Origin of the sequence: Enterobacter sp. 301B, from assembly GCF_003850715.1 — a bacterium.
Classification (GTDB): Bacteria; Pseudomonadota; Gammaproteobacteria; order Enterobacterales; family Enterobacteriaceae; genus Enterobacter; species Enterobacter intestinihominis.
This window is the reverse complement of the sequence record NZ_PQTC01000006.1, coordinates 15,496-39,612: the sequence shown is the minus strand read 5'-3', so window position 1 is coordinate 39,612 and position 24,117 is coordinate 15,496. Positions and strand designations below refer to the sequence as shown.

Genomic DNA, 24,117 nt, shown 5'->3' with positions numbered 1-24,117 from the left:
TTTGCGTGGGGAATACATTGGCTTTATTAAAGGAAAAAAGGATGAACGTAAAAGTGATGGCAGCACTCTTCGGGATTGCAGTATTAAGCGGATGTGCCAGTAGCAAAACCTCACCCGAACGGCACGCGTTTTATTTCGTGTCGCATCAGTCCAGCTTTACTGGCGGCAATTACACCTCCAGCGTGCAGAAAAATTATCACCTGAACGTAGCGCAGTTCCGCGAGCTTTATGCCCGGGGCAAAGCTGACCGTGCGGAAGGGCGGACTCAGGCTGAAGCCAGTGAATACGCGCAAAGCATTCGCGATCAGCTGAAAGAAAATGCGAAGTCGCAGGAATTGTACGCAGGCAACGCGAAGGATAAATGGTCTTCGGACATGGACAGTAAAGACGCCATATTATTTGGTAACGAACTGGCCGCGACTTATCTTGATGGTTTTAACGGCGTACAATAGCGCAACTGATTCAGGGGATACCGTAATTACCGGTATCCCCGCTGTTTTTGAGCAAAAGGAGTGAGACGTGTTTGCGGAGTTTGGTGTACTGAATTTCTGGACCTATGTTGTCGGCGCATTTTTTATCGTGCTGGTTCCAGGACCGAACACCTTGTTTGTGCTGAAAACAGGGATTGGCCACGGCGTTAAGAAAGGCTATCTGGCAGCCACCGGTGTGTTTATTGGTGATGCCGTGCTGATGTTTCTGGCCTGGGCGGGCGTTGCCGCGTTGATCCAGACCACTCCGGTATTATTTAATATTGTCCGCTATCTTGGGGCGTTTTATCTGCTGTGGCTCGGCGGAAAAATGCTCTGGTCCGTTATGACACGTCAAAAAAATGCGCACGAAAGTAGCGCCGAACCGGCAAGCGCGATCCTTAAGCGTTCGCTGGTGCTGAGCCTGACGAACCCGAAAGCGATTCTCTTTTACGTATCGTTCTTCGTGCAGTTCATTGATGTCAATGCGAAGAATACCGGCACGTCGTTCCTGATCCTCGCCACAACGCTTGAGCTAATCAGCTTCATGTACATGAGCTTCCTGATTTTCTCAGGCGCGTTTGTCACGCGTTACCTGAAAACCAAAAAGAAACTGGCGAAGCTGGGGAATGGGTTGATAGGCCTGCTGTTTGTTGGATTTGCGGCGAGGCTGGCGTCGCTGCACTGAATGAAGAAAAGGCTCCTGAGGGAGCCTTTCGTTTCAGAACACTTTTTTATACGGGCGAACCGTGACTTTCTCGTACACGCCGGCTGCGACGTACGGGTCTGCTTCTGCCCAGGCCTGCGCGGCTTCCAGAGATTCAAACTCGGCAATCACCGTGGAGCCGGTAAAACCCGCTGCTCCCGGATCGTTGCTGTCAACGGCAGGCATCGGGCCTGCGGTCAGCAACCGACCTTCATCCTGTAGCAGCTGTAAACGCGCCAGATGGGCAGGGCGAACGGAAAGACGTTTTTCCAGAGAATCAGGTACATCTTCAGCGTAAATCACATAAAGCACGGCAAAGCTCCTTAACCGGTAAAAGTGACATTTACGTTATGTGAAAGCACAAATGACTGCAATGTAAAGATAATAACAATGTTAAAACCCTGATCTGGATGCCCCTTTTTTGCCCTCTTATACGCTTAAATTGCGCCAGGACAAAGTGTCTTATTGAATATGATTGCTATTTGCATTTAAAATCGAGGTTCGGTTTTTTAACGTTGATGATTATGACTTCGATGACCCTTGATTTACCTCGCCGCTTTCCATGGCCGACGCTGCTTTCCGTCGTTATTCACGGTGCTGTCGTGGCGGGTCTGCTCTATACCTCGGTTCATCAGGTTATTGAAATGCCAGCGCCAGCGCAGCCAATTTCTGTGACCATGGTATCGCCCGCGGATCTTGAACCGCCGCAGGTTGCGCCGCCGCCACAGCCCGTTGTTGAACCCGAGCCGGAACCCGAGCCGATTCCTGAACCGCCAAAAGAAGCGCCGGTGGTGATCCATAAGCCAGAGCCGAAACCTAAGCCGAAGCCAAAACCCAAGCCGGTCAAAAAGGTGGAAGAGCGTCCGAAACGCGAAGTGCGTCCGGTTGAGCCACGCACCACGCAGCCGGTTGAAAATGCCGCCCCGTCACGTCCGCTGATGAGTAACACCACGACCGCGACAAAACCGACGGTAACGGCGCCAGCGGGCCCGCGCGCGCTGAGCCGTAACCAGCCGCAGTATCCGGCACGTGCTCAGGCGTTACGTATTGAAGGGCGTGTACGGGTAAAATTTGACGTTACGGCTGATGGACGTGTGGATAACGTGGAAATCCTGTCCGCACAGCCGGCGAATATGTTTGAACGCGAAGTTAAATCGGCCATGCGCAGGTGGCGTTATGAAGCCGGTAAACCCGGCAATGGGTTGATTGTAAATATTGTCTTCCGCCTGAACGGCGGGGCACAGATGGAATAAAAGAAGCCTCCGCAAGGAGGCTTTTTTTTACGTGAGGATCAGCTCCGTGGGAGCTGGCGGGGCTTACCGTCGCTATCCACTGCCACGTAGATGAACAGGGCCTCCGTCGCCTTATAGCGCTGACCAATCGGTTCAGAAGAGACTTTTTTCACCCATACTTCAATGTTAATGGAGATAGACGTATTGCCGCGTTTTACGCAGCGTGCGTAACAGCACACCACGTCCCCCACCGCGACAGGGCGCAGGAAGGTCATGCCATCGACCCGGACGGTTACCACGCGCCCGTGTGCAATCTCTTTTGCCAGGATTGCACCGCCCATATCCATCTGCGACATTAACCAGCCGCCAAAAATATCGCCATTGGCATTCGTATCCGCAGGCATTGCCAGTGTGCGTAAAACCAGTTCGCCCTGTGGGGCGTCATTTGTTGTCATTGTTTTTAAACTCGTAACTGAAGACTTCAGGCGGGATGCTACTATGATTTCTGGCTGGAGAGAATAGGGTTAGCGCCCGCAGCGCGGGCGCCTGAAGGTCAGAAGGACATGGTTACGCCAGCGTAATAGGCGCGGCCCGGTTCGTTATAGGTAGATGCACCGTCATTTTCACGGTAAATCTGCTTGTCAAAGAGGTTGCTGATGCCGGCGTTCAGGCGCAGGTTTTTGGTCAGCTGATAGTTACTGCCGATACCCACGATGGAATACGCGCCGATCTCTCTGTTGGACATCGCATTTTCCTCTTTGCGGATTTCAGCGTTTTCTCTGGGCTTCTGGCGGCCGTACATCGTCCAGCTTACGTTGGCTGAAAGCTTGCTGTTAACCTCCCAGTCCAGCATGGTGTTGACGGTATATTTGGGGATAATCGACAACGGATTACCGGTGTCTTTACTTTCAGACTGAATCATATACGTCGCATTAGTACGCCAGGTTAGCGTGTCGCGAATAACAGGGACGGTGAGGTTGCCTTCCAGCCCTTCAACAACGGCCTTACCGCCGTTCTCCCATTGCAGGATATTTGCGCCGCTGCTTGTCTGCCCCAGCACGTCCGTTCCTGAAACGATCTTGTTTTTGTAATCATTGCGGAACCAGGTAATTCCGGCCTCGTAGCCTTCTAGGGCAAAGGCCAGGCCGATCTCTTTGTTCACGCTTATTTCCGGATCCAGATCCGGGTTACCTAACAGATAACAGCTTCCTTCGGAAACGTTATTCGGGCAGCCATTGCCGCGGGTGGAAAGCAGATAGCCTTCGCTGGATTGATACAAGTTTGGCGCTTTAAATACCCGAGCGATACCCGCTTTAACCTTGAACATGTCACCCAAATCCTGAGAGAGGTTCAGGCTCGGACTCCAGTTGCTGCCAAATTGATTGTGATAATCAAAGCGGAGCCCTGGGATCAGGTTGGTGCCCTGACGCGCTTCAATATTGTCCTCAAGATAGATGCCGGTGAGGTCAGCGCTGTTTTTGCTGTTGCGCTCAGAAGCCGTGCCGGGAACGCCGTTAATCACTTCTCCCGACACATTTGTCGACTGCATTGAGGCCGGATCGTTCAGTTCATCACGGTTCCATTCTGCACCCACGGTTAGCGTCTGTTCTACCAGCCAGAAGAAAGGAATGTTCAGTTCACCCGTTGAACGGTATGACTCCAGCCGGCTGGTATCGTATTTATCGCTATTGATCATCCCTTCAACTTTGCCCGTAGAGCCTTCTTCCAGTCGGGTGTTGTTGGTCTTTTCATAATAAACCCCGAACTTTGACTGACCCCAGTCCCAGATGCCGTTGTGCGTAATGCCATAAGACTGGCGGTACATTCGGTTGGTTTCGTGTCCATACAGGGACGACACCAGACCGTCAGGGCTGACGTTGCTGTTGCTGTATTGAGTATCACCCGCGTAGATATTGCCCTGGCGGCTGTAGCTGTAGTCGAAATCGATAATCTGCTGTGGCGTGAGTTTCCAGGAGAGCAGGGCATTAATGTCCTTGTTACGTACGCCCTCTCGCCCGGCGGCGTAAGAGCCGTTTTGCGCGGTGTTGATGTCCTGAGCATCTGCGTCGGTTTTGTTGATGTTCCCGTACAGGCGCATCGTTAACGCATCGCCCGCGAGGGGGCCGCTCAGATCAAAATTAGCGCGTTTCGTCGCCCCCTCTTTATCATTTTCAGGCTGGTTAGTGTACAGGGAGAGGGAGCCGTGCCAGTCGTTGGACGGGCGTTTGGTAATGATGTTGACGACGCCGCCGGCAGCCCCCGAACCATAGCGGGCGGCAGCTGGTCCCCGGAGCACTTCAATACGCTCAACCATCTCTGGCGGAACCCAGTTGGTGTCCCCGCGGGTGTCGCGCTCCCCGCGCCAGCTGTAGCGCACCGAGTTACGTGACGTCACCGGCACACCGTCAATCAGAATCAGCGTGTTCTCTGGCCCCATACCGCGGATGTCGATCTGACGGTTGTTACCACGACTGCCTGTCGCGCTGTTTCCGGTGAGGTTAACCCCGGGCATTTTGCGAATAATTTCCGAAAGATCGTTAACCGGTGGATCCTTTTCTATGTCCTTTGCCGTGATGATGGAAACCCCCGGCTGTTGCTTTAGGGCCTCTTCAGCGGTTGCCTGAACGACCATTGTTTCACCATCGGCGAGAGGATCTTCCGCTGCGTGCGCGCTCTGGTATAGCGTTGAAAGAATGGCGAGTGTAAGTGTAGCCGGGGCAAATCTTATTATGTTATTCATCAACTCATTTCCATTTGTTAAAAATGCGATGAAGAATATTAATGATAGTGATTCTCATTACAATAAAGCGACAGCAATCTCCATAAAATCTTCATGATTCAGACATTTTCGCAGGAAGGTTGTGGAGAAAAGGGAAGGCGGGAAAAGAGGCCAGACCGCGTGACGATCTGGCCAGAAGGATCAGTGCTTGTCATCCTGAGGAATAATACTTTGAAGCGTTCTGTTTTATCGTGTTTTATTTTGCTTGAAAATATCCACGTCAAAACCGCGCTGTTGCTCACTTCTTTGTTTATAACGCTTTAACGTGTTTTATTTTGTATGGTTGCAATTTATGTGTTTTGTGTACACTGCTGAGTACACGGCTCAGGGGTGTACATGATGCTCACAGATACAAAACTTCGCAAAGCGCTCGGAAAGCGCAGAGAGAGTGTGGAAGTTCTCTCAGATTCGAATGGGCTTAACGTCAGGTTAAGCATAACTGGTGGCGTGACTTTCTTCTACCGTTATCGCTGGCAGGGTAAGCCCGTGCAACTCAGTATAGGTGATTATCCCACCTACTCATTAGCTCAGGCCAGAGACCGCAGGCAGCAGTTCCGCGCCTGGCTTAGTGAAGGTTACGACCCGCGGCAGAAGGTGCTGGTGGAGAAAGCGGAAAGGATAGAGGCCCTAACGGTTGATCAGGCATATGACTACTGGGTGAAACATTACTGCATCCCGGAAGGCCTGATAAAAATCGACGCCAACACCAGAAGCTTCCACAAGCACATTAGCCCGCGTATCGGCAGAGTTATGGTTGATCAAACGGTCAAAGCTAACTGGCTCGATGTTTTCGATGAGATGGGGCGTTTGGTTATTACCGGCGAGATGCTTTCATTAATGAAGCGCGCATTCCGGTTCTGTCATAACCGAGGGGTGATTAAAAACAACCCACTCGAATCACTGCGCAGGTCTGACGTTGGGATTGCGGCAAAGATGAAGGAGAGGCGACTTTCCGATGAAGAGATAAAAGTTGTGTGGGATGCTCTGTTTGCTCTCCCTCCGTCGCAGCAACTGGTTATCAGGTTTATGATCCTGACTGGTTGCAGGGCTGCAGAGATAAGGAAATCGCGATGGGACTGGTACAACTTTAATGAAAAGACCTGGACAGTGCCTGCTGAGGATTACAAAACAGGGAAGACGATCAGGAGGGCATTGCCTGAAGTGGCAATCAGACTTCTTCAGGAGCATAAAAGAGGGTCGGTGACATCGCACGTTTTAACTCCGGCTCAGTTCCGAGACAAAGAAGATATTCCACCTACCCAAGCTCTGGTCTCGACCTATTCCATGCAGGTGATTAGAAAGACAGGCATGAAACAGTGGTCTCTACATGACCTGAGACGAACTGTGGCCACCAGGTTGTCAGAACTTGGCGCGCCACCGCATGTGATTGAAAAGCTGCTCGGTCATCAGATGGGTGGTGTGATGGCCAGATACAACCTGCACGACTATATGGATGACCAGCGCGAGTGGTTGGGTATCTGGCAGAATCACCTGCAGAGCATTATTGGGTATCAACTTTAGTGGCATTAACCTGCATTTCCCACGAAACAATCTCTGACTCTCTCCAGCGCTTAGGGTTGCCAGGGATTGTCGGTTTCGGGAAGGGACAGGTGAATGCAGCTGGCATGCGTTCCGGCGTACTCCAGAAATAAAGGGTGCTCCTGGATATCTTGTAGCGAGCCAGCACGTCACTGGTAAGCAGGATGCTATCATTCATGTTTATTCTCCAGGCAAAAAGAAGCCCGGCGCGGGGCCGGGCAAAATGGTGGATAACGGAGCAGTGCTTTCGCACCCAATAGCCAGCTCATAACTGGCTATCAGTTGCGTCAGGCGAATCTGATTGTTTGGCGCTGCTAGTCGTCGCCTCGCAGTTTTTTAATCAGGTTGTATGCATCCGGAGCGCGCCATCTTTCACCAACGCACTCACGGTTCATAACTTCCACCAGATCATCCCACTGCTCAATAATCCCCTTGAAAGTAGGCACTCGGTTGGCGATAGTTGGGAAGTGATCGCGAATCTCCGGAATTGCTTCCAATAACCTCATGCAGCGCAACATGTCTGATGGGTCGTGCGGCGCACCGAAATGGCTTCCATAAATTGGCTTATCCAACCCCAATGCAATGGATGCCATGGTCGCACTGCTCACACCCACATCGCCTGTTGCTTGCCACTGCAAAACCTTCATTGCCAAATCTGACATAATTTTCTCCTCACGCCGCACGCATAGCGCGCAGCGATTTAATGTGCTCGCTCGTCTCCAGTTCGGCGCGTATCTGCGCCGCCTCACGGTGATCGAGGTGCTCAAAGTCATTGGTGAATCGGTCGATTGAAGCGGTGTTGATCCGGCCCTGTCGCCAGTAGCGGACTATTTGAGAAGTGCAACTGTGGATGATGACGGGCCAACCGTGCTGGTCAACGTAAATCTGACCCCGTTGAATTAGCTGGAACATGTGCACCACCTTTGACGAAAATCACCCAGTGGGTTTTGTCAGCCTTGCCGGTGCGCTGCCAGATGATCGGCTTCTCATCGGTAAGCGCCAGGATATTGCTTACCGGGATCTGTGTTTCGTTCCATTTGAAGATGAGTACGCCGTGTGGCCACAACACACGAAATGCTTCTGCGAAGCCGGCACGCAGATCATCGCGCCATGTTTCTTTGTTAAGTCGACCATACTTTTTCCCCATCCATGCGTTATCACCGACACGCTCGAGGTGCGGCGGATCGAACACGACGACAGGGAAAGTGTTATCGGCAAAGGGGAGGGCGCGGAAATCAGCAATAAGGTCTGGACTAATTACTAGTTGGCGACCGTCACAAAGCTCATGCTGCTCGGCGCGGATGTCACTGAAAACCGCGCGCTCGTCCTGCTTGTCGAACCAGAACATGCGCGACCCGCAGCACATGTCTAAAATTGCCTGCTGCATTACAGCCCCCTTTGCTTTTTCTTCAATTCGATAACACCCTGGCATTCCGCGCACGTCTGGCGGCCGGGAACGGCAGCGCGTCGCGGCTCGGGAGTTGGTTCGTCGCATTCTTCACAATGTTCAGCTGATACGGCGTTGCGGTTGATCCGGTGAGCGGAAAGGGCAGCGTTACGCTGAAGCTCTTCAATCTCTGCTGCGGTATCGATAATGTCGGCCATGGTCAATGCTCCCGGAACTGTCGGTTAATTCGGTTGAAGGTGAACGCCAGCAATAAAAAAGGCCGCTTTAGCGACCTGGTGATTAGTGCCTTCATGCGGCGCGCTCCGCCATTATTTCGGCCTTTTGCTCGTCGTTGAGCATGTCGTCAGAGACGATTGCCACACGGTTGCTGGCGCTCCACGATACTGGAGCACTTTCTTTCAGCGCCTTATTCAGCGCCTCAGCAGCATCGCGCACAGCTTGCGGCAAACAGTAATAGTCATCGCCATCAGGCATGATCTCTTCGCAGTGCTGCTCAAGGTCGAACTCCGGCGGGTAGTTAGGTTCGCAGATCATTAACTGCAACTCGCTCGGCAGCAGGGAGTGCTCATAGCAATAGTCGGCCAGCGATTCAGCATCGAAAAAGTACTGGTCATCATCAAAGATAACGAGCGGCTCTCCGGCCCATACCGCGCGTTCATAGGTGGCGAACTTCGCCTGGCGGCTTTCGCGGTGGCATTCTTCGCAATAGCCATGAGTGCTATGAATAGGATGCTCATCAGGTTTGTTTTTACACTTGCGATGAGTAGCGCCACACCAACGCGCCTGGTGTTCATCTTTACCCCAGAAACGGCCGTGGCGGTCCACCCAGCCGGTTATAGTCTGGATGCTGGCCGCTTCATCGCTGTCCATCATCACGATTTTTTCAGTTTTCATATTCATTGCTCGGCTCCAAACCGCCCGTTAAGGCGGCCAGTTTTGACGACGAACTCCAGGAGGCTAACTCCCAGAGCTTCAATTTTCTTGTGATGCTTGTTGATGATGGGAGGCACCGTTTCGTTCCAGTTAGGCTTTGGCTTCTTGCGCATGGCTTGCTGGATTTCCTCGGTGCAGCGGCGGCAGGCGGCGCGGATGGCGTTTTCTTTGCTGGCGTCATGCGGCCTCCCGACGGGCGAGAAGTTTCGCCCCGAAAGCCATCAGCTCATCCCGGTCCACAGTTGCGAAGTGGCAGTGTGTACGCGGGTACGGTCGCCAGATGATGAGCATGCTACCTTTGTTATTTCCGCTGACTGGCTTGCCGGTGACCGGGTTGATAAATGCCAGCCGCCCGGCGGTGATGAAGCGAACCTCGCTGGCGGTCTGGATAGCCTCTTTGAACCAGCCAACCAAGGTGTCAGCCGGTACCAGCATGACCGTGCCGATCTGATTGGAGCTCTCGGCGGCAGCCTTCTTAACGAACGGCGTGATATCGCTGTACGGAGGGTTCAGCCAGATGTAGCCTGGAACATTTAGGTAATCAGCCCACGGCGTTTCCAGCGTGTTCTGCTCGGCGGTGATGAACTTCCGGCACAGTGCGTTATGCGGCGCCGCGGCGGCATCCAGTTGGAAGCAGAACTCAGTATCAAGGTAGGCGAAAAGGGCTGGTGGAGTGCGCCAGAGGTCGCGCTGATCCGCTGGGGTATTACTTCCGGTGTAATCGGTCATGATTCCTCCCGCTCCGGATCGTTTACATCCCAGCCATTACGCTCATTATTGGTTTGCAGCCGCTTATCTCCGACCTCTTCAATGCTGCGGCCGGTAATCTCTGCGACTTCAGCGTTTGAGTGTCGCCACAGCAGCGCCAGCTCTTCGAGTGACCACGCTTTCATAGCACTGACTCCATTTCGTCGATGTAGAGGCCCTGAGCAATCAGTCGGCTACGGCGGGCGGCACGTTCAATGCATTCCTGCCGTCTACCTTCCTGAGATTGCTCAATGGCGCGCCGGGTGAACAGCCGCGATTTGCCTTGAGGCGTGATGACCTTTGGCTTCGTTACCAGGTCGAATGCTCGGTCGCAGATGCCGTCCTCGTTAAGCCATTTTTTTGACTCAACGATCTGCGCTATCTGTCCGGAGCCGCGGGTAATCCCGTTGGCAACCCGGTTAAACTCGATGAGCGTTACGCCGAACTTCTCGGCGATTTCGCTGCCGGATACCGGACGGCCCCGCGTCTGAATCATCCAGATAACGCGCTCACGGAGGCCAGAGAATTGCCCGGTTCGCCCGGGCCTGCGGTAGAAGGGTGTACGTTTCATGCTGCACGCTCTGTGATTTTCTGAATTTCCGATTCCAGATCTGCAAGGAAGCTCTTAACCTCAGATTCAATTTCGCGCGCCAGCTCTTCATCGAAATGAATGCGCTTCTTGAAATAGGCGAGGTCAGGCGGCAGACGATCATCGAAACTAACGAAATCACACCATTTCCGCCCGGTGCACATCATCTGCGCGTGCATTTGCAGCATGTACTGGCGCTTTGGCTCGCCAGTTTTCAGCGTTTCAAGATGGGTCCAGGTGTTGGGGCATTTGATTTCGATAAGCCCGTCGTCGTTTACAAGTCCGTCCGGGCTGGCTGCGAATCCGGGTATGGTTGGGTGATCGATGAGTCCAACTTCAGTGATTTCCGCATCGAACTCATTCAGCGCGTACATTTCGCGAGCCACTGGCTCCAGTTCAGTGCCACGCATCATCGCGGCATTCGAATACCCTTCCTCCAGCTTCCCGGTCAGCCGTTGGCAAATCAACTCGGCAATGTAGTTCTGGCGGCTGGAGGAGTAGCCCGACTTAGTCCGGGCCATGACATCAGCCAGGCGACTGGCAGTGACCTTGCCGCAGCGCGCAGCAAACCATTCAGGGGTGCGTTGCTCCATCATTCAGCCTCCGCATCTGCGACATTGACAGGTTCGGCGTTGTCGACGGCAAGACTCATGTCATACATGCGTCGCTTCTCAACTGCGCCGATCACCTGCTTCTCTTCAGCGCTCAGCGCCACCCAGAACTCCTGATACTTAACGGTTCCAAGGCGCGCGGCTGACTCACCTTTTGCGATCAGATCCGGGCGACGGCTATCTGATTCATGGCCCGCATGAACCTCTGCCGTTGTTCCTTCAATCACTCGCTCTGCCTCGTCCTGGTCGAAGATGCCAGCGAAACCAAAGGCCAGACGTGCGCACTGGATCAGCGTCTTGTGGCGAAGCATGCGGGTAGGGTGGGACTGCCATGGCTGTGTGTTGCGTTTGCACTCGCCCATGTACTCGGTGACGATTGTCGGGTGCTTGCGATCTTTGCGGTAAATCTTGCAGGTGCACGCGCCTTCCTCTTTGTCGTAAGAGAATTCCATGCCATCGAACTGAGGATGTTCGTTGATAATGCGAGCCCATCCATCAACGCCAACGACCGGGACAATCCCGCCTTTATCTGGGAATGCGTAAATCTCTTTGGTCCATGGGTTCAGGCCGTACTGGTTGGCGACGATCAGTAGGGCTGTAAACTGCTCGTCCGTGACGTTGCCACCTTTGAACGCTGTATTCTTCAGTGTATTCATCAGGTCTGTGCCGGCATCCATGCCGAGTCGTGCGGCCAGTTTCCCGGCCATGGTGGAAAGTGCAGTGCTCATTGTTAATCCCCTCAAAAATTAAAACGGGCAGCCGGTACGGTGTTCCCAGTCGTATTCCGCCTGGGCGTAAGCAACTGCCGAAATGAAATCGTTGTAGGCCTCGCCAGCTTTATCGCTGCGAAGTCCTTCGTATGGGCTGGAGTCAATCGGGACCGTGAAGTGGAAGAGTCCGGAGGGCTCTTTTGGCATCATGTCGATGATTTGCTGCGCCCGGTCGTCGATCCACTTCTCTTTCTCGTCGGTGAGCTGCTGCTCAGCCCAACGCCGATCTTCGATGCGGTCGTATGTGAGGTATGCGTTCATGGCTGAACTCCTGAAATTTGGATGTGCAGATCCCGCCCGCAGAAGCCAGGCTGATCGGTTGAATAGGGTGGTTAGTGCTGCGCGATGGATTTCGCCGGGAACTCGCCGTTGCGGAGGATGCTTTCTACCGGCCAGCACTCAGCTGACACTTTCTGCTCTGTAGCTGCCTGGCTGCATTCCTGCGGGCTGTCGTAAACGCCGAGAATGACGTCCTGGTAATCACCGTTGGTCATTGCCACGGTCAGGACGAGCGCGAATAAAGTTTCCATCAGTGAAGAGTCCTCCCGATGGCGACGGCGTAAAGGCGCTTTGCTTCTTCCCACGCCGGAGCATTGCGATGGAGTACCGCGAACGACGCGAGCCGTTGGGCCTCTCTGATCTGCTGCTGGTTTACCATGATTTCCTCTTGGCCTTATCGCGGCGAACGGAACGGTTAATACAAGACTTCAACGCATTTATTCAGTGTTTCAATGGGCGGTGGATGGCCGCCGGTTGTCATAACTTGAGTCACTCGTAAATAACTCCAGGTATGAAAAAGGCCGCCTACCTGGCAGCCTCAACTTGAATGAGTGCCGGGATGTTTAGCCACGCCCGGCGCGTGATTTCCTTCACTTTCCACAGTCAAAGGAATGCCGTAGACTGGATATTCCACAGTCAATAAAAGGATTTCTTTATGTCCATGAATGTATTTGCAGGAAAGAGAACTGAGGAATCAGTGGCATATGATTTAGCGCTGGCGCTTGCAGTAAAAGACCCATCCGCCAACACGCCAGAAGCTTTAATTGAGCGCATTGCTGATTTGCTTCCTGCCTGTCGTGAAGCAGCAAAGGAAAAGTACAAAGCAGAAGCACCTACGCCTTTTGGGATCGCTATAAAACGATAACTGATGCCAGGGCAGTCTCCAGTGCTGCCTTTATCAAATTCTGCCGATACCAGTGGTCATCTGATGCCCCTTTAACCGCTTCTTCAGCAGCAGCATAAGCTGCTTCAGCTGCTAAAATTACGCCATTGTTGCTTTTAAACATCGCTACTTCATCGTTTTTTATATCCATCACCATCACCTCAAATAAGTGGAGTAGATTTGCCGTCAGCCCCTCGCAAAGAGCTGCTGGTAAAGCTTCCCCGATGTTCGGGAACTGAGCAGCAAACCATTCCGGTGCGGAGTCCTCTTCGTGTGCTATACCCGCCACGCGTTACACACCTGCCTCAATCCCATTGGGCGCCATTTCAATTTGCCAGGAGCGCTCCGGGTGATTTGCTGCTTGACTGAATTCTTAATGAGCAGGCGACTTGCTGTCCGCCGCTGGCTAACTTCGCTCAGCTGTCGATGTTTCGTTTCGATGGAGTAATTAAACATCATGTGGATTTGTAGGTCAACACCTTGTGGATTTATTTTGTTGATTTAATTATTTACCGTTGATTTTTATGTTGATTTATTTTTTGGTGGCATAAGTGATATGCTGAAAAAAACATCAAAAAGGAGTGGGTAATGGACTTGGATGAAGAAAGAGTGAACATGATGGTTCACGCCATGGGGCGGGCGGTCATGGAGTTGTCACTGGCAGATTTACCTATGACCCAGCAAAACATCATCGACAAGCTGGAACGGTACCGGAAGGAAACGGGAAACGTGATAGGTAAGGGTGTGAACAGGGATGCAGCTGAGATAGTGCGGAAGGGTAAATAAAAACCCGGCGCGGTGGCCGGACTGCTGTGACTATAAAATTATTTCCTTTCAATGAGAGGCATGAGTTCTTTTAAGAATGCCAATGCCTCATTAAAATCTACAATGTCATAGTCTCCATATTCATCAGTCGTTATGCTGGAATTAAGGGATTTTTGATACTTGTCGCACAAGGTGCGGATCGTTTTTCTATCCCTTTCATATGCAACGTCTGCCAGGGTGTCAAATTCTTGTTGTGATATTTCTAAATACTCACCAGATGGATAGATGTTTTGCTCCATATGCCTCTGGTGTTCACGCAACTTATGGCGAATATTATCCGCAACTGCGTTAAATTCCTTACGGCGCTCACCTAAAATTGCGTATCTGTAACTTATGAATCCGCTTGCAGGAATTGCAATAAATGATACTGTTGTTGCTATAATTGAAAGAACCCTGTCAATCGTCATGAGGTTTCCATATGGAGAGCGTAAGCACATTAACTTGGATTGCTCTCGGTTTGTCCTGCACAAATCTTGCCGTGATACTCATCCAACTTTGGTTTTTGAGGCGGATTTAGCGCCAAATTTTCATCACCAAACCGTCTTTTCAGGCCACCATAAGCACGATCGCAACAACCGAGAGCAAAGTAACCACGCCTACTATCAGATATTCTCTTATCACCCAAACACCTCATCAGGCCACTAAAATTATCGGCGATATCGCAATACCGAGTACCAGAACACAAAACCGATTATCTCGACATCTGCCTCATCGGCCTCTTCGTCGTCATAATCACGATTAATGCTTCTGATTAGAATTTTTCCGCCTGGTTTGCGATAAAGTTGCTTGATGCGCTTCAGATCTCCCTGGTTGATGGCGTAGAGTTCGCCGTCAATAATCCGCTTGTTGCCTGTATCTACTGCTACCGTTGCGCCGTCGGGAATAACGGGCTCCATGCTGTCACCAGAAGCGGGAAAGCAAAGCACTCCAGAACCATCACTATTGGCTCCAACTCGACGGAGCGTTGCTTTTGAAAAGCGCAATTTAAAACCGTTGTGATCCTCATCGTGTACTCGTCCATCACCACACGCAAACTCGATATCCTTCAGAAACGGTACTTCCACCTCATCGTCAGGTAGGGGGGTATTTTTGTCCCAAGCGTCGACAGTTCCCCACTCAGACTCTGGCGGGATGTTGCTCTCCAGAGCCTTCTTTGGAGAACCCTCTCCATTTAATAACCAGTCAAGAGAATAACCGAATTTTTCAGATATTTGTTGCGCCGCCTCACGACTTAACGCGTCTCTTTTTATCCAGTTGTTGACGGTCTGTGGGCTAGTCGACAAAGCCTCAGCCAAATCCCGCTGCTTCAAGCCTTCCCTTGCCAGTAAAAATTTAATTCTTTCAGAAATGCTGCTCATAAAACCCTCCGCTCCATGCATGGTAAACAACATGTGGATTTTTTCCATCACCATAATGTTGATTTAATCCACGCCATGAATTAACATGGTGTTGATTACACATGAGCGGAGCAAAACATGATCAACAAAAAATCCAACGCCAGCACCCCGCTTGAGAAAGCCATTAATGCAGTGGGCGGCTCTCAAAAGGTGCTTGCTGAAAAGGTCGGCGTAACGCCTCAGGCCATCAATATGCTTAAAAAGCGAGGTGGCAGCCTTCCAGTAACAAAAATGCGTAAATACGAAGAAGTAACCGGACTTCCTCGCGAAGTTCTATATCCAGGTATCTTTGCCGCCTAACCGGCGGCTCTAACCACGAAAGGGAAAGCAATGCATTCACTTGCGTATCAACACAATACCGGAATACACCCGGGAGCGGTGATAAACCGCGCTCAAGCTAAGGCGGTGCCAGACCACGAAAAGATCCGCGATGCGGTCCGGGCATGGTCGTCGGCGCTGGACAATCAGGACGTCGTTTCTGCGCTGATCATCAACGAATACCGGGAGCAGGGCGGGACCGCCATCAGCTTCCCGGAAGACATCAGCCGGGCGCGCCAGAAGTTGTTCCGCTTCCTGGATAACCGTTTCGACTCCGAACAGTACCGCGAGAACGTGCGCCAGCTGACACCGGCAATCATGGCGGTACTTCCACTGGAATTTCGCAACCGCCTGGTTCCACAGAACGACACGATGTCGCTGATCGCATCCGCGATGAAAGAGTGTGCCGAAGCTAAACAGGCCGTGCTCCTGGACGCTCCAGAGCATCAGAAGCTGAAAGAGGTAAGCGAAGGTATAGCGTCGCTGTTCCGACTCATGCCGGAGCAGGTAGGGCCGCTGATGACGATGGTTACGTCGATGCTGGGGGTCATGTGAGAGGCACCAGAAAAGAAAAAGCCCTTGAAGCGGTCACTTCAAAGGCCCTTATCACACTGTGTTACGCCAAGTAACGGGAGTAAGTATGTCAAAAACTCGCAAAAAGTACCAGGAAAAAGAGGAACGTCGCCATCCAGATTCACCAGATGGCCTGGTTGTCGCTGCCTCAAAAAACCGGGCGTTCGCTGAGCGCTTCGTTGGCATGGCAAGACTGGCACTGATTCAGGCAGGGGTGAAGCATGGGCGTCGTTAAGCATTTAGCAGACTACAGGCCGCCGCTGGAGGTCGTGGAGCATCGTGTGGCGCAACTGGAAGATGGGTTCACTCGCGTCGCGAATGAGCTTCTTGATGCCGTTATGGCTTCAGGTTTGAGCGAAACTGAGATGTGCATTGTGCTGGCCGTCTGGCGCAAGACATACGGCTTCAATAAAAAAATGGATTGGGTCAGCAACGAGCAACTGGAGCAGATGGTTGGTAAGCACCACACGCATTGCTCTACGGCAAAAAATCTGCTGATCAGCAAGAAGGTATTTATTCAGGAAGGCCGCAAAGTTGGCATGAATACCAATGTTTCCGACTGGAAAACGAAGGTTAACGGATTCTGCAAAACATTAGCTAAACCTGCTAAGAAAACCTTAGCGGAAGTTGCTAACAGAACTAAGCAGAAGGTGCTAACCACAAAAGACAATAATCAAAATACAGAAAGACAAGATCCCCCTAAATCCCCCAAGGGGGAAAACTCACTCGCTCAGGAAGTGATGGATTACTTCAACGAGCTAACTGGTAGTCGTTGTGCTGCGCTGGCACCTTTTGAGAAAGCTCTCTCCACAGTGAAGAGCAAAGACCAGTGCTACACCGCTGAAGAGCTGAAGCTGGTTATCCGCTGGGCCCATGTGAATTGGGGTCACAGCTTCAAGCCAGAGAACCTGTGCCGTATGACCCGCTTTGATGGATACCTGTCAGACGCCCTGATATGGGCAGATGGTCATGGAAGCAACCCGAAAGCCTGTCCGCACGAAGAGATCATCAAGCTCTGGAATGAAAAATTCCCTTCGAAGGCCGTTTCACTGCATGAGTGGAACCGCCGCCGTCCGGCCTATCGAGACCTGGAAGCTGTGTGGAACGGCAAAACCACCCAGGGCAACTGGCGAGAACTGAAGCACATGGGAATGGCCTTCGAGCTGATTAGCAAGTCTTCCCTGTTCGGCACCAGAGGCGATCAGCCATGGCTGACTCTCGACTGGATACTGAATCCGAAGAACTGGGGATCTGTCTACGAGCAGGCCATCAACGAGCACCGTGAGCGCAAGGGAGTCAAAGCATGAGCCGTTTTATTGATTTATACGTTGAGCAGGCCGTCATTGGCGGAATAATGCTTGCAGCAGGTCGCGCAGATGGCGTGGACATGGCTACCGATGCGATTGAGGGGCTTACTGAGGACCACTTCACAGCAACGCCCCATAAAGTGGCTCTGCGGTCATATAAGCGACTCAACGAATCCGGTTCGAAGATAGACCTGCTTACGCTGACCAGCGATCTTGAACAACTCGGGGTGCTTGAGAGTGCGGGTGGGTTCGCTTACCTGGCTGAATGCAGCAAAAACACTCCCTCTTTCGCAAACCTGGCAGCCTACTGCGAAAAGCTTCGTGAAATGTACCTTGGTCGCCGTATGACCCTGGCGTTACAGGTCGGGATCCAGAAGCTTTCTGAACCAACGACCGAGGGTATTGCTGACATCATTGGCAACATTCAGGCCGACATCTCTGGAATTGAGCACAGCGCTGACTACGGAACTGAACACATCACCACTGGCATCGACATGTCGCTGGAAACAATCCAGGCGATCATCAATGGCGACATCTGGAAATACAAAACAGAGCTGGGTATGTCGACCATCGATAGCGCTTTCGGAGGATTCAACAATACGGATTTTATCGTCGTTGGCGGACGTCCTGGCATGGGGAAAACCATGTTTAGCACCACAGTGACAGAAACCGTAGGCCTGAAAAACAAAAAGCCGGTGCTGTTCTTCAGTCTCGAAATGCCAGTGGAACAAATCTCTGAGCGAGTCGCTTTCCACCGGGCGCGGGTAAGCAAAGAAGATCTGCTGAGCAAAGTTAGCGGGAAAATGGACGAGGCATGGGGGAAGGTTAGTCACTGCATGAAGGAGTTCATCGACTCTCCAATCTACATCAATGACAAGCCATCCCTAAGCGTTCACCAGGTGCGTGCTGAAGCGCGCAGAATGAGCAAGAAGCTGGGCGGACTGGGCGTGGTCATCGTCGATTATCTTCAGAAAATGCGGATGTCAGACCCGGAGAACATGAACCGCAGTGTAGGGGAGATCGCCACTGGACTGAAAAACCTGGCGAAAGAATTGCGTTGCCCGGTCATCGCTCTGGCCCAGCTGAACCGAAACCTTGAACAGCGCGCTAATAAGCGTCCCGTTGCGGCAGACCTGCGAGAGTCTGGCGTCATTGAGCAGGAAGCAGATGTGATCTTCATGGTTTACCGGGATGAGAAGTACAACGAAAACACCGAACTGAAAGGCATCACCGAAATCATCTGTGTGAAGTCCCGCCATGCGCCGGGGGCAGAAAAGACCTACCACTTCAGCAGCCGCTACTCCGGCCTGGACCCGGTAGATTTCACCTACAGCGGCCAGATGCAACAGGAGGCTGACTATGAGTGCTAAGACGATGAAAGGCAAACAGGCAATTCTGCGTTATCTCGAAACGCACCGGACCTTCACCGCGAAGGATGTGGCCACAGAGTGCGGCATGACCATCAACTGCATCACGAAGAACGCTATCGATCTGGAGCGGGCCCGCAAGATTGTCCGGGTGAGCAAGGTCTGGCGAACGGTGACTTATCGCCTGTCGACTCCGGAAGAGCAGGACGGCACCGCGCGCAGCTGCACCAACGGAATATTTCAGGAGTGCCGGAACAGTCCTGCGATGAAGCGAGTATTGATGGTTTGGGGGAGGGTAGGGGTATGAAAATTTACATCGCAGGACCAATGACGGGTTACGAAAACTACAACCGTCCGATGTTTAACGCAGTAGCACAGCAGATGTTATCAGGAGGTCATGTGGCATTAAATCCGGCCACGCTCCCGGATGGTTTATCTCAGCGTGAGTATATGGACATCTGCCTGGCGATGCTTCGCTGCGCCGACGCCATTCACATGCTGCATGGGTGGCAAGAGTCGGAAGGTGCCGTCGCTGAGCATGCCATGGCTAAAAAGCTGGGAATTAAAATTTCTTACCAATTTGAAGGAGCTGCCGCATGAAACCAACATACGAAGAACTTGAATCCAGATGCGCAGAGCTGGCTGCGGAGAATACGGGGCTGAAGTCTTCCGTAGCTGAAGTGCGACGCCAGGCATTCAATGCTCGAAGAAACTCACATAACTGCGGACCTTTTCAGTATTCAGATTTATGCGATTCAATCATTGACGAAACCAAGGTTGAAACCCCGGCCACCGACGCTTTCCTGGCTGAAGTGCGGGCCGCCGCAGTAGATGAAGTTTGCCTGAAAATTAGCAACGCAATTATTAATTGCTATCAGGACGAACAAATTGGGCTTGATGCAGCAGCAACTATCTGCGGTGACTTCGCATCAGGGCTTCGCAAAGGAGTGCAGTCATGAGCAACGTCGACAAACTTATGGAAAAGCTGAAATCGGCTGCGCTAAAGCTTAACTGCGAGCAATGGCAAACACGCAATGGCTTTAGCGGCGTTGAGGTGATTGTTAAAGGCAGTGTGGAAAAGGGGCATGGTTGTGTGAGTTATCAGCCGGTCGCTTCTGAACTGGTTGATACCAAAACGGCAAAGGCAATCGCTTTATTTTGTCCGGCCAACATTTTGGCGCTGCTGGATGAGCTGGAAGCCAAGGAAAAGCGGATTGCTGAGCTGGAGGCGCGGGAAGTTGTACTTCCACAGCGCTATAGCATGTTGCATCGCGTCGATTTCGATGAGCCGTATCACACGGAAATGGTTTACAAGCAGCATCAGGTGCTTGAGGCACTGCACGACGCTGGCATTTGCATCAAGGTGGAGTAGGGATATGGCTGAACTAACCAAAGAATGGCTCCTGAAGACCATAACGGAGCTTGAAGAAGAGCGCGATGCGACGCCAGGAGCTGTAAACGAAGATGCGGCCATGGCGCTTGCGGCGATGAAGCTAGCGCTGGCATCGCTCGACGCGGAGCCTGTTGGGTTCATCGCAAGGCACAAAGAAACTGGCAAATTTGGTAGCTATCTGCATCCAAAGGCGGATTGGTTTAAGAATGATGATTACGAAGTCTTGAGCGCCTACACAGCCCCTCCAGCGCCGGTATCTGTGCCTGATGCAATGACACCAAAACAAGCATCACGCGCATATTGCGGAGAAGTACGCGGATGCCGAGATGGCTGGAACGCCTGCCGCGCCGCCATGCTTCAGGGTGCCGAACATGTAACGACGGCTTACAAGTTGCCTGATGATTTTATTTGCATGCTTACTGGTAGAGCTAAATATCTTCGAGAAAAAGGAGAGATCAAATCACCTGAGCTTTTGGAGCGAGCTGCTGCCGCGCTTCAGGGGGAAAGCGTTAATACCTCCTCCATTCCTAATGGATGGAAACTTGTTCCGATTGACCCAACAAAAGATATGTTGCGTGCGGGGCAATCGGTGGTTGGGTTCTGGCTGAATACAGTGCATTGCTACTCGAAAATGCTCGCCGCAGCACCGCAGCAGGAGGCATGATGTACGACAATTACACCATCAACCGCTGCGACGCCATGGAGTGGCTTGCAGAGCATTACCCAACCTTCCCGGACAGGATGCCAGATGTGCCGCTTAAGGCCGACTGGTGTAGCGCCAGCCTGTTCAGAGGGTGGAGTTTCGTTATCTTGCTCAATGGTTCACTGGTCTTTGCTGACTGCCTGTCACCTCCCATCCGGGCAGAAGACATGGCTGGCTTCAAACTGCCTGAGTTGACATAGCTACCATACAAGCGATATGGGAATCCCCATATCGAGAGCCATGGCCTCTTCGGAGGCCTTTTTCTCGCATTGATAATTCAGAATCAACCAGCCATAATATCAGTGCCGTCGGAGTTGAACGCCCGACGGTAAGACTTCTGCGCATTTGATGGGGACATTAAATGCGACCACAATCTGAACTCCTCACCTTGTCACAGATGCAGAAATGCACCTGCGATTTTCTGCATTCTGCGTTACCTCTCGGAGGTGGCGTATGAAGCAGCACTACTGCATCGTTAACGACACCGTTAAAGACAACCTCATCGCATACATTCGCACCCTGCCAGTGAACCCTCGCGCGCCGATGGTGGTCGAGGCCCGGGAAGAAACCCGCACTGATAAGCAGAATCGTTTGATGTGGCCGCTGCTGAAGGACCTGTCTGACCAGGTTGTCTGGCACGGCGAAAAGCTGACCCGCGAGGAATGGAAGGACCTCATCACCGTTCTGGTGAATCAGACTCAGGACCAGGAGCAGAAATCCGCGCCGGGCATCAACGGCGGCCGTGTGTATTTCGGCGTCCGCACATCCAAATCCAGCAAGCGCTACATGGTCGACGTCATCGAGGCGATTTACTGGTTCGGTACCGACCGTGGCGTGAAGTTCTCCGAGGCATCCAGTAAGCGCATTGCCTGGGCGCAAGAGTGGAGGGCTTCCCGTGGGTAGTCCTCTCGCACGTGTCATCACCAATGAAATTTTCCGCGTTCCGGCGCGCCGCCAGCGTAAGCCAGCGGTTAAGCCGTCGGATATCCCGACACTGAAAGGCTACACCGCCCGCCTGGTGGATCAGAAATGGCTGCGTCTCGCGGCACGGAGGAATCATGCGTAAACCATCACGCCGTAAGTGCAAAGTATGCGGCGAATACTTCGTGCCGAAATTCCACGATATCCGGATCCGATGGTGCTGCCCGGAGCACGGCGCAATCCTCGCGATGGAAGAGCGCGAAAAGGAGAAGGTTAAGGCCGCGGCCAAGCGCATCAAGGAGCAGAAAGAGGCAGAGAAGGCCGGGCGCAAACGCCGCAAGGCCAAGCGCGAGTCACTCAAGTCTAAATCCCAGTGGGATAAAGAGGCTCAATCAGCTTTCAATCGCTACATCCGGGTCCGCGATGAAGGTAAGCCATGTGTCAGTTGCGGCAATCCACTCATCGGCAAAAGCAATTACCTGACTGGCAGCGCCATTGACGCCAGCCATTACCGTTCACGCGGCGCTGCCTCACACCTCAAATTCAACGTGTTTAACGTCCACTCCGCTTGCACCCGCTGTAACCGGCAGTTGAGCGGTAATGCTGTCGAGTACCGGATCCGCCTGGTTGATCGCATTGGCCTTAAGCGCGTAGAGCGGCTCGAAGCTGACAATGCCCCACGCCGGTTTGACGTTACCTACCTGAAGCGCGTGAAAGCAATTTTTTCCCGCAGGGCCAATGCACTGATGAAGCGCCGTCAAAAATTACAGGAGAGTGCAGCATGAAATGCAAAGTTGAAGGTTGTGAGCGTGAATGCAAACACTACCCAGGAAAGGGTATCTGTCAAATGCACTACTTCCGAATGATGCGCTACGGGACCTACGAACTCACAAAAAACGGTAAAGGGAAATTCAGGCATAAAAATGCGAAGGGATATCAAATGCTCAAAATTCCTGATCACCCACTATCAATGGCGAATGGTTGCGTTTATGAGCACCGAAAAGTTGTTTACGACCGCTATGGAGAAACACTTCCACCATGCGAAAAATGCGGAAAGAAGGTCACATGGAAAACCGCGCATATTGATCACATTGATGAGGTTGTTGATAACAATGCGGACTCAAATCTTAGGGTGCTTTGCCGAGCGTGTAATGTCATGCGATCTCGAGTGCATATCCCTGAGCACACAAAAAAAGGACGCACAGCCATAACTTTCAATGGCGAAACGAAAACCGCCACAGAATGGTCAAGGGACCCTCGCGTTTCAGTATCAGAAACATCCATCAAGCGTCGACTAAAAAATGGAATGAATGTAGAGGATGCGCTTTTTTCTCCCAAAGTAACCCACAGGCATACCAGGCCAAGAGGAAGAACACCTCTGTATGGTGAATATCGCGGACCAAAGCAGAAGGAGTCAGCATGAACCACGCCGATTTCCTGCGGTACCAGGCTGAAAGCGTTAAGCGCGCCAACCTACCGCCAGTAGCAAAGCACAGCCAGACCAAAACCAACCAGCCACAGAAGGAAGCCGCATGAACAGTCAGCAACTGGAATACGTACGTCAGCAGCTTATTGTGGCGACCGCAGATCTGAGTGGGGCTACGAAAGGGCAGCTGGTAGCTTTCGCCGAGAATGCGCAGTTCACCGCGACGGCGCGCAGCCGGGGACGAAAGAAAGTCACTGACCCGGTCACCGGCCGGAAAGTTAACCCGGACGGCCCAGCGATGAGTGGCAGTCAGTCCCGCGCCAAGGGCTCGTCTATCGCGCTGGTGAGCCCGTTGGAGTTCGGCACTGCGTCATGGCGCCGCGCTGTGTTGTCGATGGAAGAGCACCAGAAAGCGTGGCTGCTGTGGAACTACAGCGAGAACGTTAGCTTTGAGCACCAGGTGGCGATCACCCAGTGGGCGTGGGCAGAGTTCCGGGAACAGCTCGGCGCGAAGAAGGTGGCCGACAAGACGATGGACCGCCTGAAGAAGCTAATCTGGCTGGCGGCGCAGGACGTCAAAGCAGAGCTGGCTGGCCGTGAGACGTACGAATATCAGGCGCTGGCGGAACTGGCGGGCGTTGCGAAATCCACCTGGACAGAAACATATCTGCCTCACTGGCTGGCTATGCGTAACAGCTTTAAGCGACTCGATAGCGGTGCGCTTATCTCAGTAACGCGATCACGTTCACAACAAAAGGCGACAAATTTGGATGTAAGTCTTGCAAAACCGAACTGAAACGCATATATTTCATGTAAATCTGATATCGTCGCCATAGCTTTGATTGTCGACACGAAGAATTCAAGCCCGAGGTTAACGCCTTGGGCTTTTTAGTTTCTACACAACAGGAAAGAGCATTTGTAGGGTTCGACTCCCTGCCGTGGGG

At 52.4% G+C, this 24,117-nt stretch carries 43 protein-coding genes; 23 read left to right on the top strand and 20 right to left on the bottom strand.

Annotated features, from left to right (window positions below):
* Positions 1 to 41 precede the first annotated feature (41 nt).
* Together C3451_RS08600 and leuE are read left to right on the top strand one after the other, a co-directional pair.
* Positions 42 to 452, top strand: a complete 411-nt coding sequence (locus C3451_RS08600) for an Exc2 family lipoprotein (RefSeq protein ID WP_045622005.1) — start codon at positions 42 to 44, stop codon at positions 450 to 452.
* 67 nt (positions 453 to 519) lie between these two features.
* On the top strand, positions 520 to 1,155 hold the full coding sequence (gene leuE, locus C3451_RS08595) for a leucine efflux protein LeuE (protein ID WP_006810877.1): 636 nt from the start codon (positions 520 to 522) through the stop codon (positions 1,153 to 1,155).
* 33 nt (positions 1,156 to 1,188) lie between these two features.
* Here leuE and C3451_RS08590 read toward each other — a convergent pair whose 3' ends face one another.
* Positions 1,189 to 1,485 carry a YciI family protein gene (locus tag C3451_RS08590; protein WP_003856755.1) on the bottom strand — a complete coding sequence of 99 codons (297 nt, stop codon included), beginning with the start codon at positions 1,483 to 1,485 and terminating at the stop codon, positions 1,189 to 1,191.
* Positions 1,486 to 1,706: 221 nt separating this feature from the next.
* On the opposite strand from C3451_RS08590, the gene tonB reads away from it, so the two are divergent.
* Complete coding sequence (tonB, locus tag C3451_RS08585) at positions 1,707 to 2,426, top strand: TonB system transport protein TonB (RefSeq protein WP_045622004.1); 720 nt, start codon at positions 1,707 to 1,709, stop codon at positions 2,424 to 2,426.
* A 38-nt stretch (positions 2,427 to 2,464) separates the two neighbouring features.
* Here tonB and yciA read toward each other — a convergent pair whose 3' ends face one another.
* Together yciA and C3451_RS08575 are read right to left on the bottom strand one after the other, a co-directional pair.
* On the bottom strand, positions 2,465 to 2,860 hold the full coding sequence (gene yciA, locus C3451_RS08580) for an acyl-CoA thioester hydrolase YciA (protein ID WP_022648341.1): 396 nt from the start codon (positions 2,858 to 2,860) through the stop codon (positions 2,465 to 2,467).
* A gap of 98 nt (positions 2,861 to 2,958) precedes the next feature.
* Positions 2,959 to 5,145, bottom strand: a complete 2,187-nt coding sequence (locus C3451_RS08575; protein ID WP_045622002.1) for a TonB-dependent siderophore receptor — start codon at positions 5,143 to 5,145, stop codon at positions 2,959 to 2,961.
* Between the two features lie 378 nt (positions 5,146 to 5,523).
* Between C3451_RS08575 and C3451_RS08570 the strand changes: the two genes are divergently transcribed.
* The gene (locus C3451_RS08570; RefSeq protein ID WP_045622028.1) at positions 5,524 to 6,705 is read left to right on the top strand and encodes a site-specific integrase; all 1,182 of its coding nucleotides are present in this window, start codon (positions 5,524 to 5,526) and stop codon (positions 6,703 to 6,705) included.
* Here the strand turns inward: C3451_RS08570 and C3451_RS08565 are convergent.
* The 14 genes from C3451_RS08565 to C3451_RS08505 all read right to left on the bottom strand — a co-directional run bounded on the left by C3451_RS08565 (position 6,686) and on the right by C3451_RS08505 (position 12,311).
* Positions 6,686 to 6,901 (bottom strand): hypothetical protein, encoded by a 216-nt coding sequence (locus C3451_RS08565; protein WP_063850831.1) that lies wholly within the window; start codon positions 6,899 to 6,901, stop codon positions 6,686 to 6,688. The two genes, C3451_RS08570 and C3451_RS08565, sit on opposite strands and share 20 nt — an antisense overlap.
* 136 nt (positions 6,902 to 7,037) lie before the next feature.
* Positions 7,038 to 7,385: a hypothetical protein gene (locus tag C3451_RS08560; protein ID WP_045622001.1), complete on the bottom strand. Its 348-nt coding sequence runs from the start codon at positions 7,383 to 7,385 to the stop codon at positions 7,038 to 7,040.
* Between the two features lie 10 nt (positions 7,386 to 7,395).
* A complete protein-coding gene (locus C3451_RS08555) occupies positions 7,396 to 7,635 on the bottom strand; it encodes a DUF4222 domain-containing protein (protein ID WP_045621999.1) in 240 nt (79 codons plus the stop codon).
* Positions 7,598 to 8,110, bottom strand: a complete 513-nt coding sequence (locus tag C3451_RS08550; RefSeq protein ID WP_063139219.1) for a class I SAM-dependent methyltransferase — start codon at positions 8,108 to 8,110, stop codon at positions 7,598 to 7,600. The genes C3451_RS08555 and C3451_RS08550 overlap by 38 nt, the downstream gene beginning before the upstream one ends.
* Positions 8,110 to 8,328 carry a TraR/DksA family transcriptional regulator gene (locus tag C3451_RS08545; RefSeq protein ID WP_045621995.1) on the bottom strand — a complete coding sequence of 73 codons (219 nt, stop codon included), beginning with the start codon at positions 8,326 to 8,328 and terminating at the stop codon, positions 8,110 to 8,112. The genes C3451_RS08550 and C3451_RS08545 overlap by 1 nt, the downstream gene beginning before the upstream one ends.
* 91 nt (positions 8,329 to 8,419) lie before the next feature.
* Entirely contained in the window at positions 8,420 to 9,031 is a 612-nt protein-coding gene (locus C3451_RS08540) for a hypothetical protein (RefSeq protein ID WP_045621994.1), read from the bottom strand.
* Positions 9,028 to 9,222, bottom strand: a complete 195-nt coding sequence (locus C3451_RS24510) for a hypothetical protein (RefSeq protein WP_063139220.1) — start codon at positions 9,220 to 9,222, stop codon at positions 9,028 to 9,030. Before C3451_RS24510 ends, C3451_RS08540 begins: the two co-directional genes overlap by 4 nt.
* A 19-nt stretch (positions 9,223 to 9,241) precedes the next feature.
* A complete protein-coding gene (locus tag C3451_RS08530; RefSeq protein ID WP_045621991.1) occupies positions 9,242 to 9,793 on the bottom strand; it encodes a phage N-6-adenine-methyltransferase in 552 nt (183 codons plus the stop codon).
* Complete coding sequence (locus C3451_RS24315) at positions 9,790 to 9,957, bottom strand: hypothetical protein (protein WP_165729879.1); 168 nt, start codon at positions 9,955 to 9,957, stop codon at positions 9,790 to 9,792. Before C3451_RS24315 ends, C3451_RS08530 begins: the two co-directional genes overlap by 4 nt.
* A complete protein-coding gene (locus C3451_RS08525) occupies positions 9,954 to 10,382 on the bottom strand; it encodes a hypothetical protein (protein WP_063139221.1) in 429 nt (142 codons plus the stop codon). Before C3451_RS08525 ends, C3451_RS24315 begins: the two co-directional genes overlap by 4 nt.
* The gene (locus C3451_RS08520) at positions 10,379 to 10,996 is read right to left on the bottom strand and encodes a lambda exonuclease family protein (protein WP_045621988.1); all 618 of its coding nucleotides are present in this window, start codon (positions 10,994 to 10,996) and stop codon (positions 10,379 to 10,381) included. Before C3451_RS08520 ends, C3451_RS08525 begins: the two co-directional genes overlap by 4 nt.
* Positions 10,993 to 11,739, bottom strand: coding sequence for a phage recombination protein Bet (bet, locus tag C3451_RS08515; RefSeq protein WP_032647505.1), 747 nt, complete (start codon positions 11,737 to 11,739; stop codon positions 10,993 to 10,995). Before bet ends, C3451_RS08520 begins: the two co-directional genes overlap by 4 nt.
* Positions 11,740 to 11,757: 18 nt before the next feature.
* Positions 11,758 to 12,042, bottom strand: coding sequence for a host nuclease inhibitor GamL (gene gamL / locus C3451_RS08510; protein WP_045346704.1), 285 nt, complete (start codon positions 12,040 to 12,042; stop codon positions 11,758 to 11,760).
* A 71-nt stretch (positions 12,043 to 12,113) separates the two neighbouring features.
* Complete coding sequence (locus tag C3451_RS08505; protein ID WP_045621987.1) at positions 12,114 to 12,311, bottom strand: DUF1482 family protein; 198 nt, start codon at positions 12,309 to 12,311, stop codon at positions 12,114 to 12,116.
* A gap of 404 nt (positions 12,312 to 12,715) precedes the next feature.
* Between C3451_RS08505 and C3451_RS08500 the strand changes: the two genes are divergently transcribed.
* Positions 12,716 to 12,925, top strand: a complete 210-nt coding sequence (locus C3451_RS08500; protein ID WP_023303584.1) for a hypothetical protein — start codon at positions 12,716 to 12,718, stop codon at positions 12,923 to 12,925.
* Here C3451_RS08500 and C3451_RS08495 read toward each other — a convergent pair.
* Entirely contained in the window at positions 12,912 to 13,232 is a 321-nt protein-coding gene (locus C3451_RS08495) for a hypothetical protein (RefSeq protein ID WP_045621986.1), read from the bottom strand. The genes C3451_RS08500 and C3451_RS08495 overlap by 14 nt on opposite strands.
* Before the next feature lie 299 nt (positions 13,233 to 13,531).
* On the opposite strand from C3451_RS08495, the gene C3451_RS08490 reads away from it, so the two are divergent.
* The gene (locus C3451_RS08490) at positions 13,532 to 13,729 is read left to right on the top strand and encodes a hypothetical protein (protein ID WP_045621984.1); all 198 of its coding nucleotides are present in this window, start codon (positions 13,532 to 13,534) and stop codon (positions 13,727 to 13,729) included.
* Positions 13,730 to 13,767: 38 nt separating this feature from the next.
* On the opposite strand, the gene C3451_RS08485 is transcribed toward C3451_RS08490, so the two are convergent.
* Both C3451_RS08485 and C3451_RS08480 read right to left on the bottom strand, forming a co-directional pair.
* Entirely contained in the window at positions 13,768 to 14,175 is a 408-nt protein-coding gene (locus C3451_RS08485; protein ID WP_045621983.1) for a hypothetical protein, read from the bottom strand.
* Between the two features lie 240 nt (positions 14,176 to 14,415).
* Entirely contained in the window at positions 14,416 to 15,126 is a 711-nt protein-coding gene (locus C3451_RS08480) for a helix-turn-helix transcriptional regulator (protein WP_045622027.1), read from the bottom strand.
* A 117-nt stretch (positions 15,127 to 15,243) separates the two neighbouring features.
* Between C3451_RS08480 and C3451_RS08475 the strand changes: the two genes are divergently transcribed.
* From C3451_RS08475 to C3451_RS08400, 17 genes are all read left to right on the top strand, one after another.
* Entirely contained in the window at positions 15,244 to 15,465 is a 222-nt protein-coding gene (locus C3451_RS08475; RefSeq protein WP_000608751.1) for a helix-turn-helix domain-containing protein, read from the top strand.
* 30 nt (positions 15,466 to 15,495) lie between these two features.
* Complete coding sequence (locus C3451_RS08470; protein ID WP_045621982.1) at positions 15,496 to 16,038, top strand: toxin YdaT domain-containing protein; 543 nt, start codon at positions 15,496 to 15,498, stop codon at positions 16,036 to 16,038.
* Between the two features lie 85 nt (positions 16,039 to 16,123).
* Positions 16,124 to 16,291, top strand: a complete 168-nt coding sequence (locus C3451_RS24310; protein WP_013095956.1) for a hypothetical protein — start codon at positions 16,124 to 16,126, stop codon at positions 16,289 to 16,291.
* Positions 16,278 to 17,363, top strand: a complete 1,086-nt coding sequence (locus tag C3451_RS08465) for a replication protein (RefSeq protein WP_045343396.1) — start codon at positions 16,278 to 16,280, stop codon at positions 17,361 to 17,363. The genes C3451_RS24310 and C3451_RS08465 overlap by 14 nt, the downstream gene beginning before the upstream one ends.
* Positions 17,360 to 18,733: a replicative DNA helicase gene (locus tag C3451_RS08460; protein ID WP_045621981.1), complete on the top strand. Its 1,374-nt coding sequence runs from the start codon at positions 17,360 to 17,362 to the stop codon at positions 18,731 to 18,733. The genes C3451_RS08465 and C3451_RS08460 overlap by 4 nt, the downstream gene beginning before the upstream one ends.
* 4 nt (positions 18,734 to 18,737) lie before the next feature.
* A complete protein-coding gene (locus C3451_RS08455) occupies positions 18,738 to 19,037 on the top strand; it encodes a hypothetical protein (protein WP_045622025.1) in 300 nt (99 codons plus the stop codon).
* A complete protein-coding gene (locus C3451_RS08450; RefSeq protein WP_023303592.1) occupies positions 19,034 to 19,330 on the top strand; it encodes a DUF4406 domain-containing protein in 297 nt (98 codons plus the stop codon). The genes C3451_RS08455 and C3451_RS08450 overlap by 4 nt, the downstream gene beginning before the upstream one ends.
* Complete coding sequence (locus C3451_RS08445) at positions 19,327 to 19,689, top strand: hypothetical protein (RefSeq protein WP_052952373.1); 363 nt, start codon at positions 19,327 to 19,329, stop codon at positions 19,687 to 19,689. The genes C3451_RS08450 and C3451_RS08445 overlap by 4 nt, the downstream gene beginning before the upstream one ends.
* Complete coding sequence (locus C3451_RS08440; RefSeq protein ID WP_045621980.1) at positions 19,686 to 20,102, top strand: ead/Ea22-like family protein; 417 nt, start codon at positions 19,686 to 19,688, stop codon at positions 20,100 to 20,102. The genes C3451_RS08445 and C3451_RS08440 overlap by 4 nt, the downstream gene beginning before the upstream one ends.
* Positions 20,103 to 20,106: 4 nt before the next feature.
* Positions 20,107 to 20,787, top strand: a complete 681-nt coding sequence (locus tag C3451_RS08435; RefSeq protein WP_052952372.1) for a hypothetical protein — start codon at positions 20,107 to 20,109, stop codon at positions 20,785 to 20,787.
* Positions 20,784 to 21,026 (top strand): hypothetical protein, encoded by a 243-nt coding sequence (locus tag C3451_RS08430; RefSeq protein ID WP_124304287.1) that lies wholly within the window; start codon positions 20,784 to 20,786, stop codon positions 21,024 to 21,026. The genes C3451_RS08435 and C3451_RS08430 overlap by 4 nt, the downstream gene beginning before the upstream one ends.
* Positions 21,027 to 21,279: 253 nt before the next feature.
* On the top strand, positions 21,280 to 21,729 hold the full coding sequence (locus C3451_RS08425) for a recombination protein NinB (protein ID WP_017383065.1): 450 nt from the start codon (positions 21,280 to 21,282) through the stop codon (positions 21,727 to 21,729).
* Complete coding sequence (locus C3451_RS08420) at positions 21,722 to 21,892, top strand: NinE family protein (RefSeq protein ID WP_045354778.1); 171 nt, start codon at positions 21,722 to 21,724, stop codon at positions 21,890 to 21,892. The genes C3451_RS08425 and C3451_RS08420 overlap by 8 nt, the downstream gene beginning before the upstream one ends.
* Positions 21,885 to 22,532 (top strand): recombination protein NinG, encoded by a 648-nt coding sequence (locus C3451_RS08415; RefSeq protein ID WP_045621978.1) that lies wholly within the window; start codon positions 21,885 to 21,887, stop codon positions 22,530 to 22,532. The genes C3451_RS08420 and C3451_RS08415 overlap by 8 nt, the downstream gene beginning before the upstream one ends.
* Positions 22,529 to 23,170: an HNH endonuclease signature motif containing protein gene (locus tag C3451_RS08410; protein ID WP_045621977.1), complete on the top strand. Its 642-nt coding sequence runs from the start codon at positions 22,529 to 22,531 to the stop codon at positions 23,168 to 23,170. Before C3451_RS08415 ends, C3451_RS08410 begins: the two co-directional genes overlap by 4 nt.
* A complete protein-coding gene (locus tag C3451_RS24505; RefSeq protein ID WP_015705894.1) occupies positions 23,167 to 23,283 on the top strand; it encodes a hypothetical protein in 117 nt (38 codons plus the stop codon). Before C3451_RS08410 ends, C3451_RS24505 begins: the two co-directional genes overlap by 4 nt.
* Entirely contained in the window at positions 23,280 to 23,969 is a 690-nt protein-coding gene (locus C3451_RS08400; RefSeq protein ID WP_045621976.1) for a bacteriophage antitermination protein Q, read from the top strand. The genes C3451_RS24505 and C3451_RS08400 overlap by 4 nt, the downstream gene beginning before the upstream one ends.
* The last annotated feature ends 148 nt before the right edge of the window (positions 23,970 to 24,117 follow it).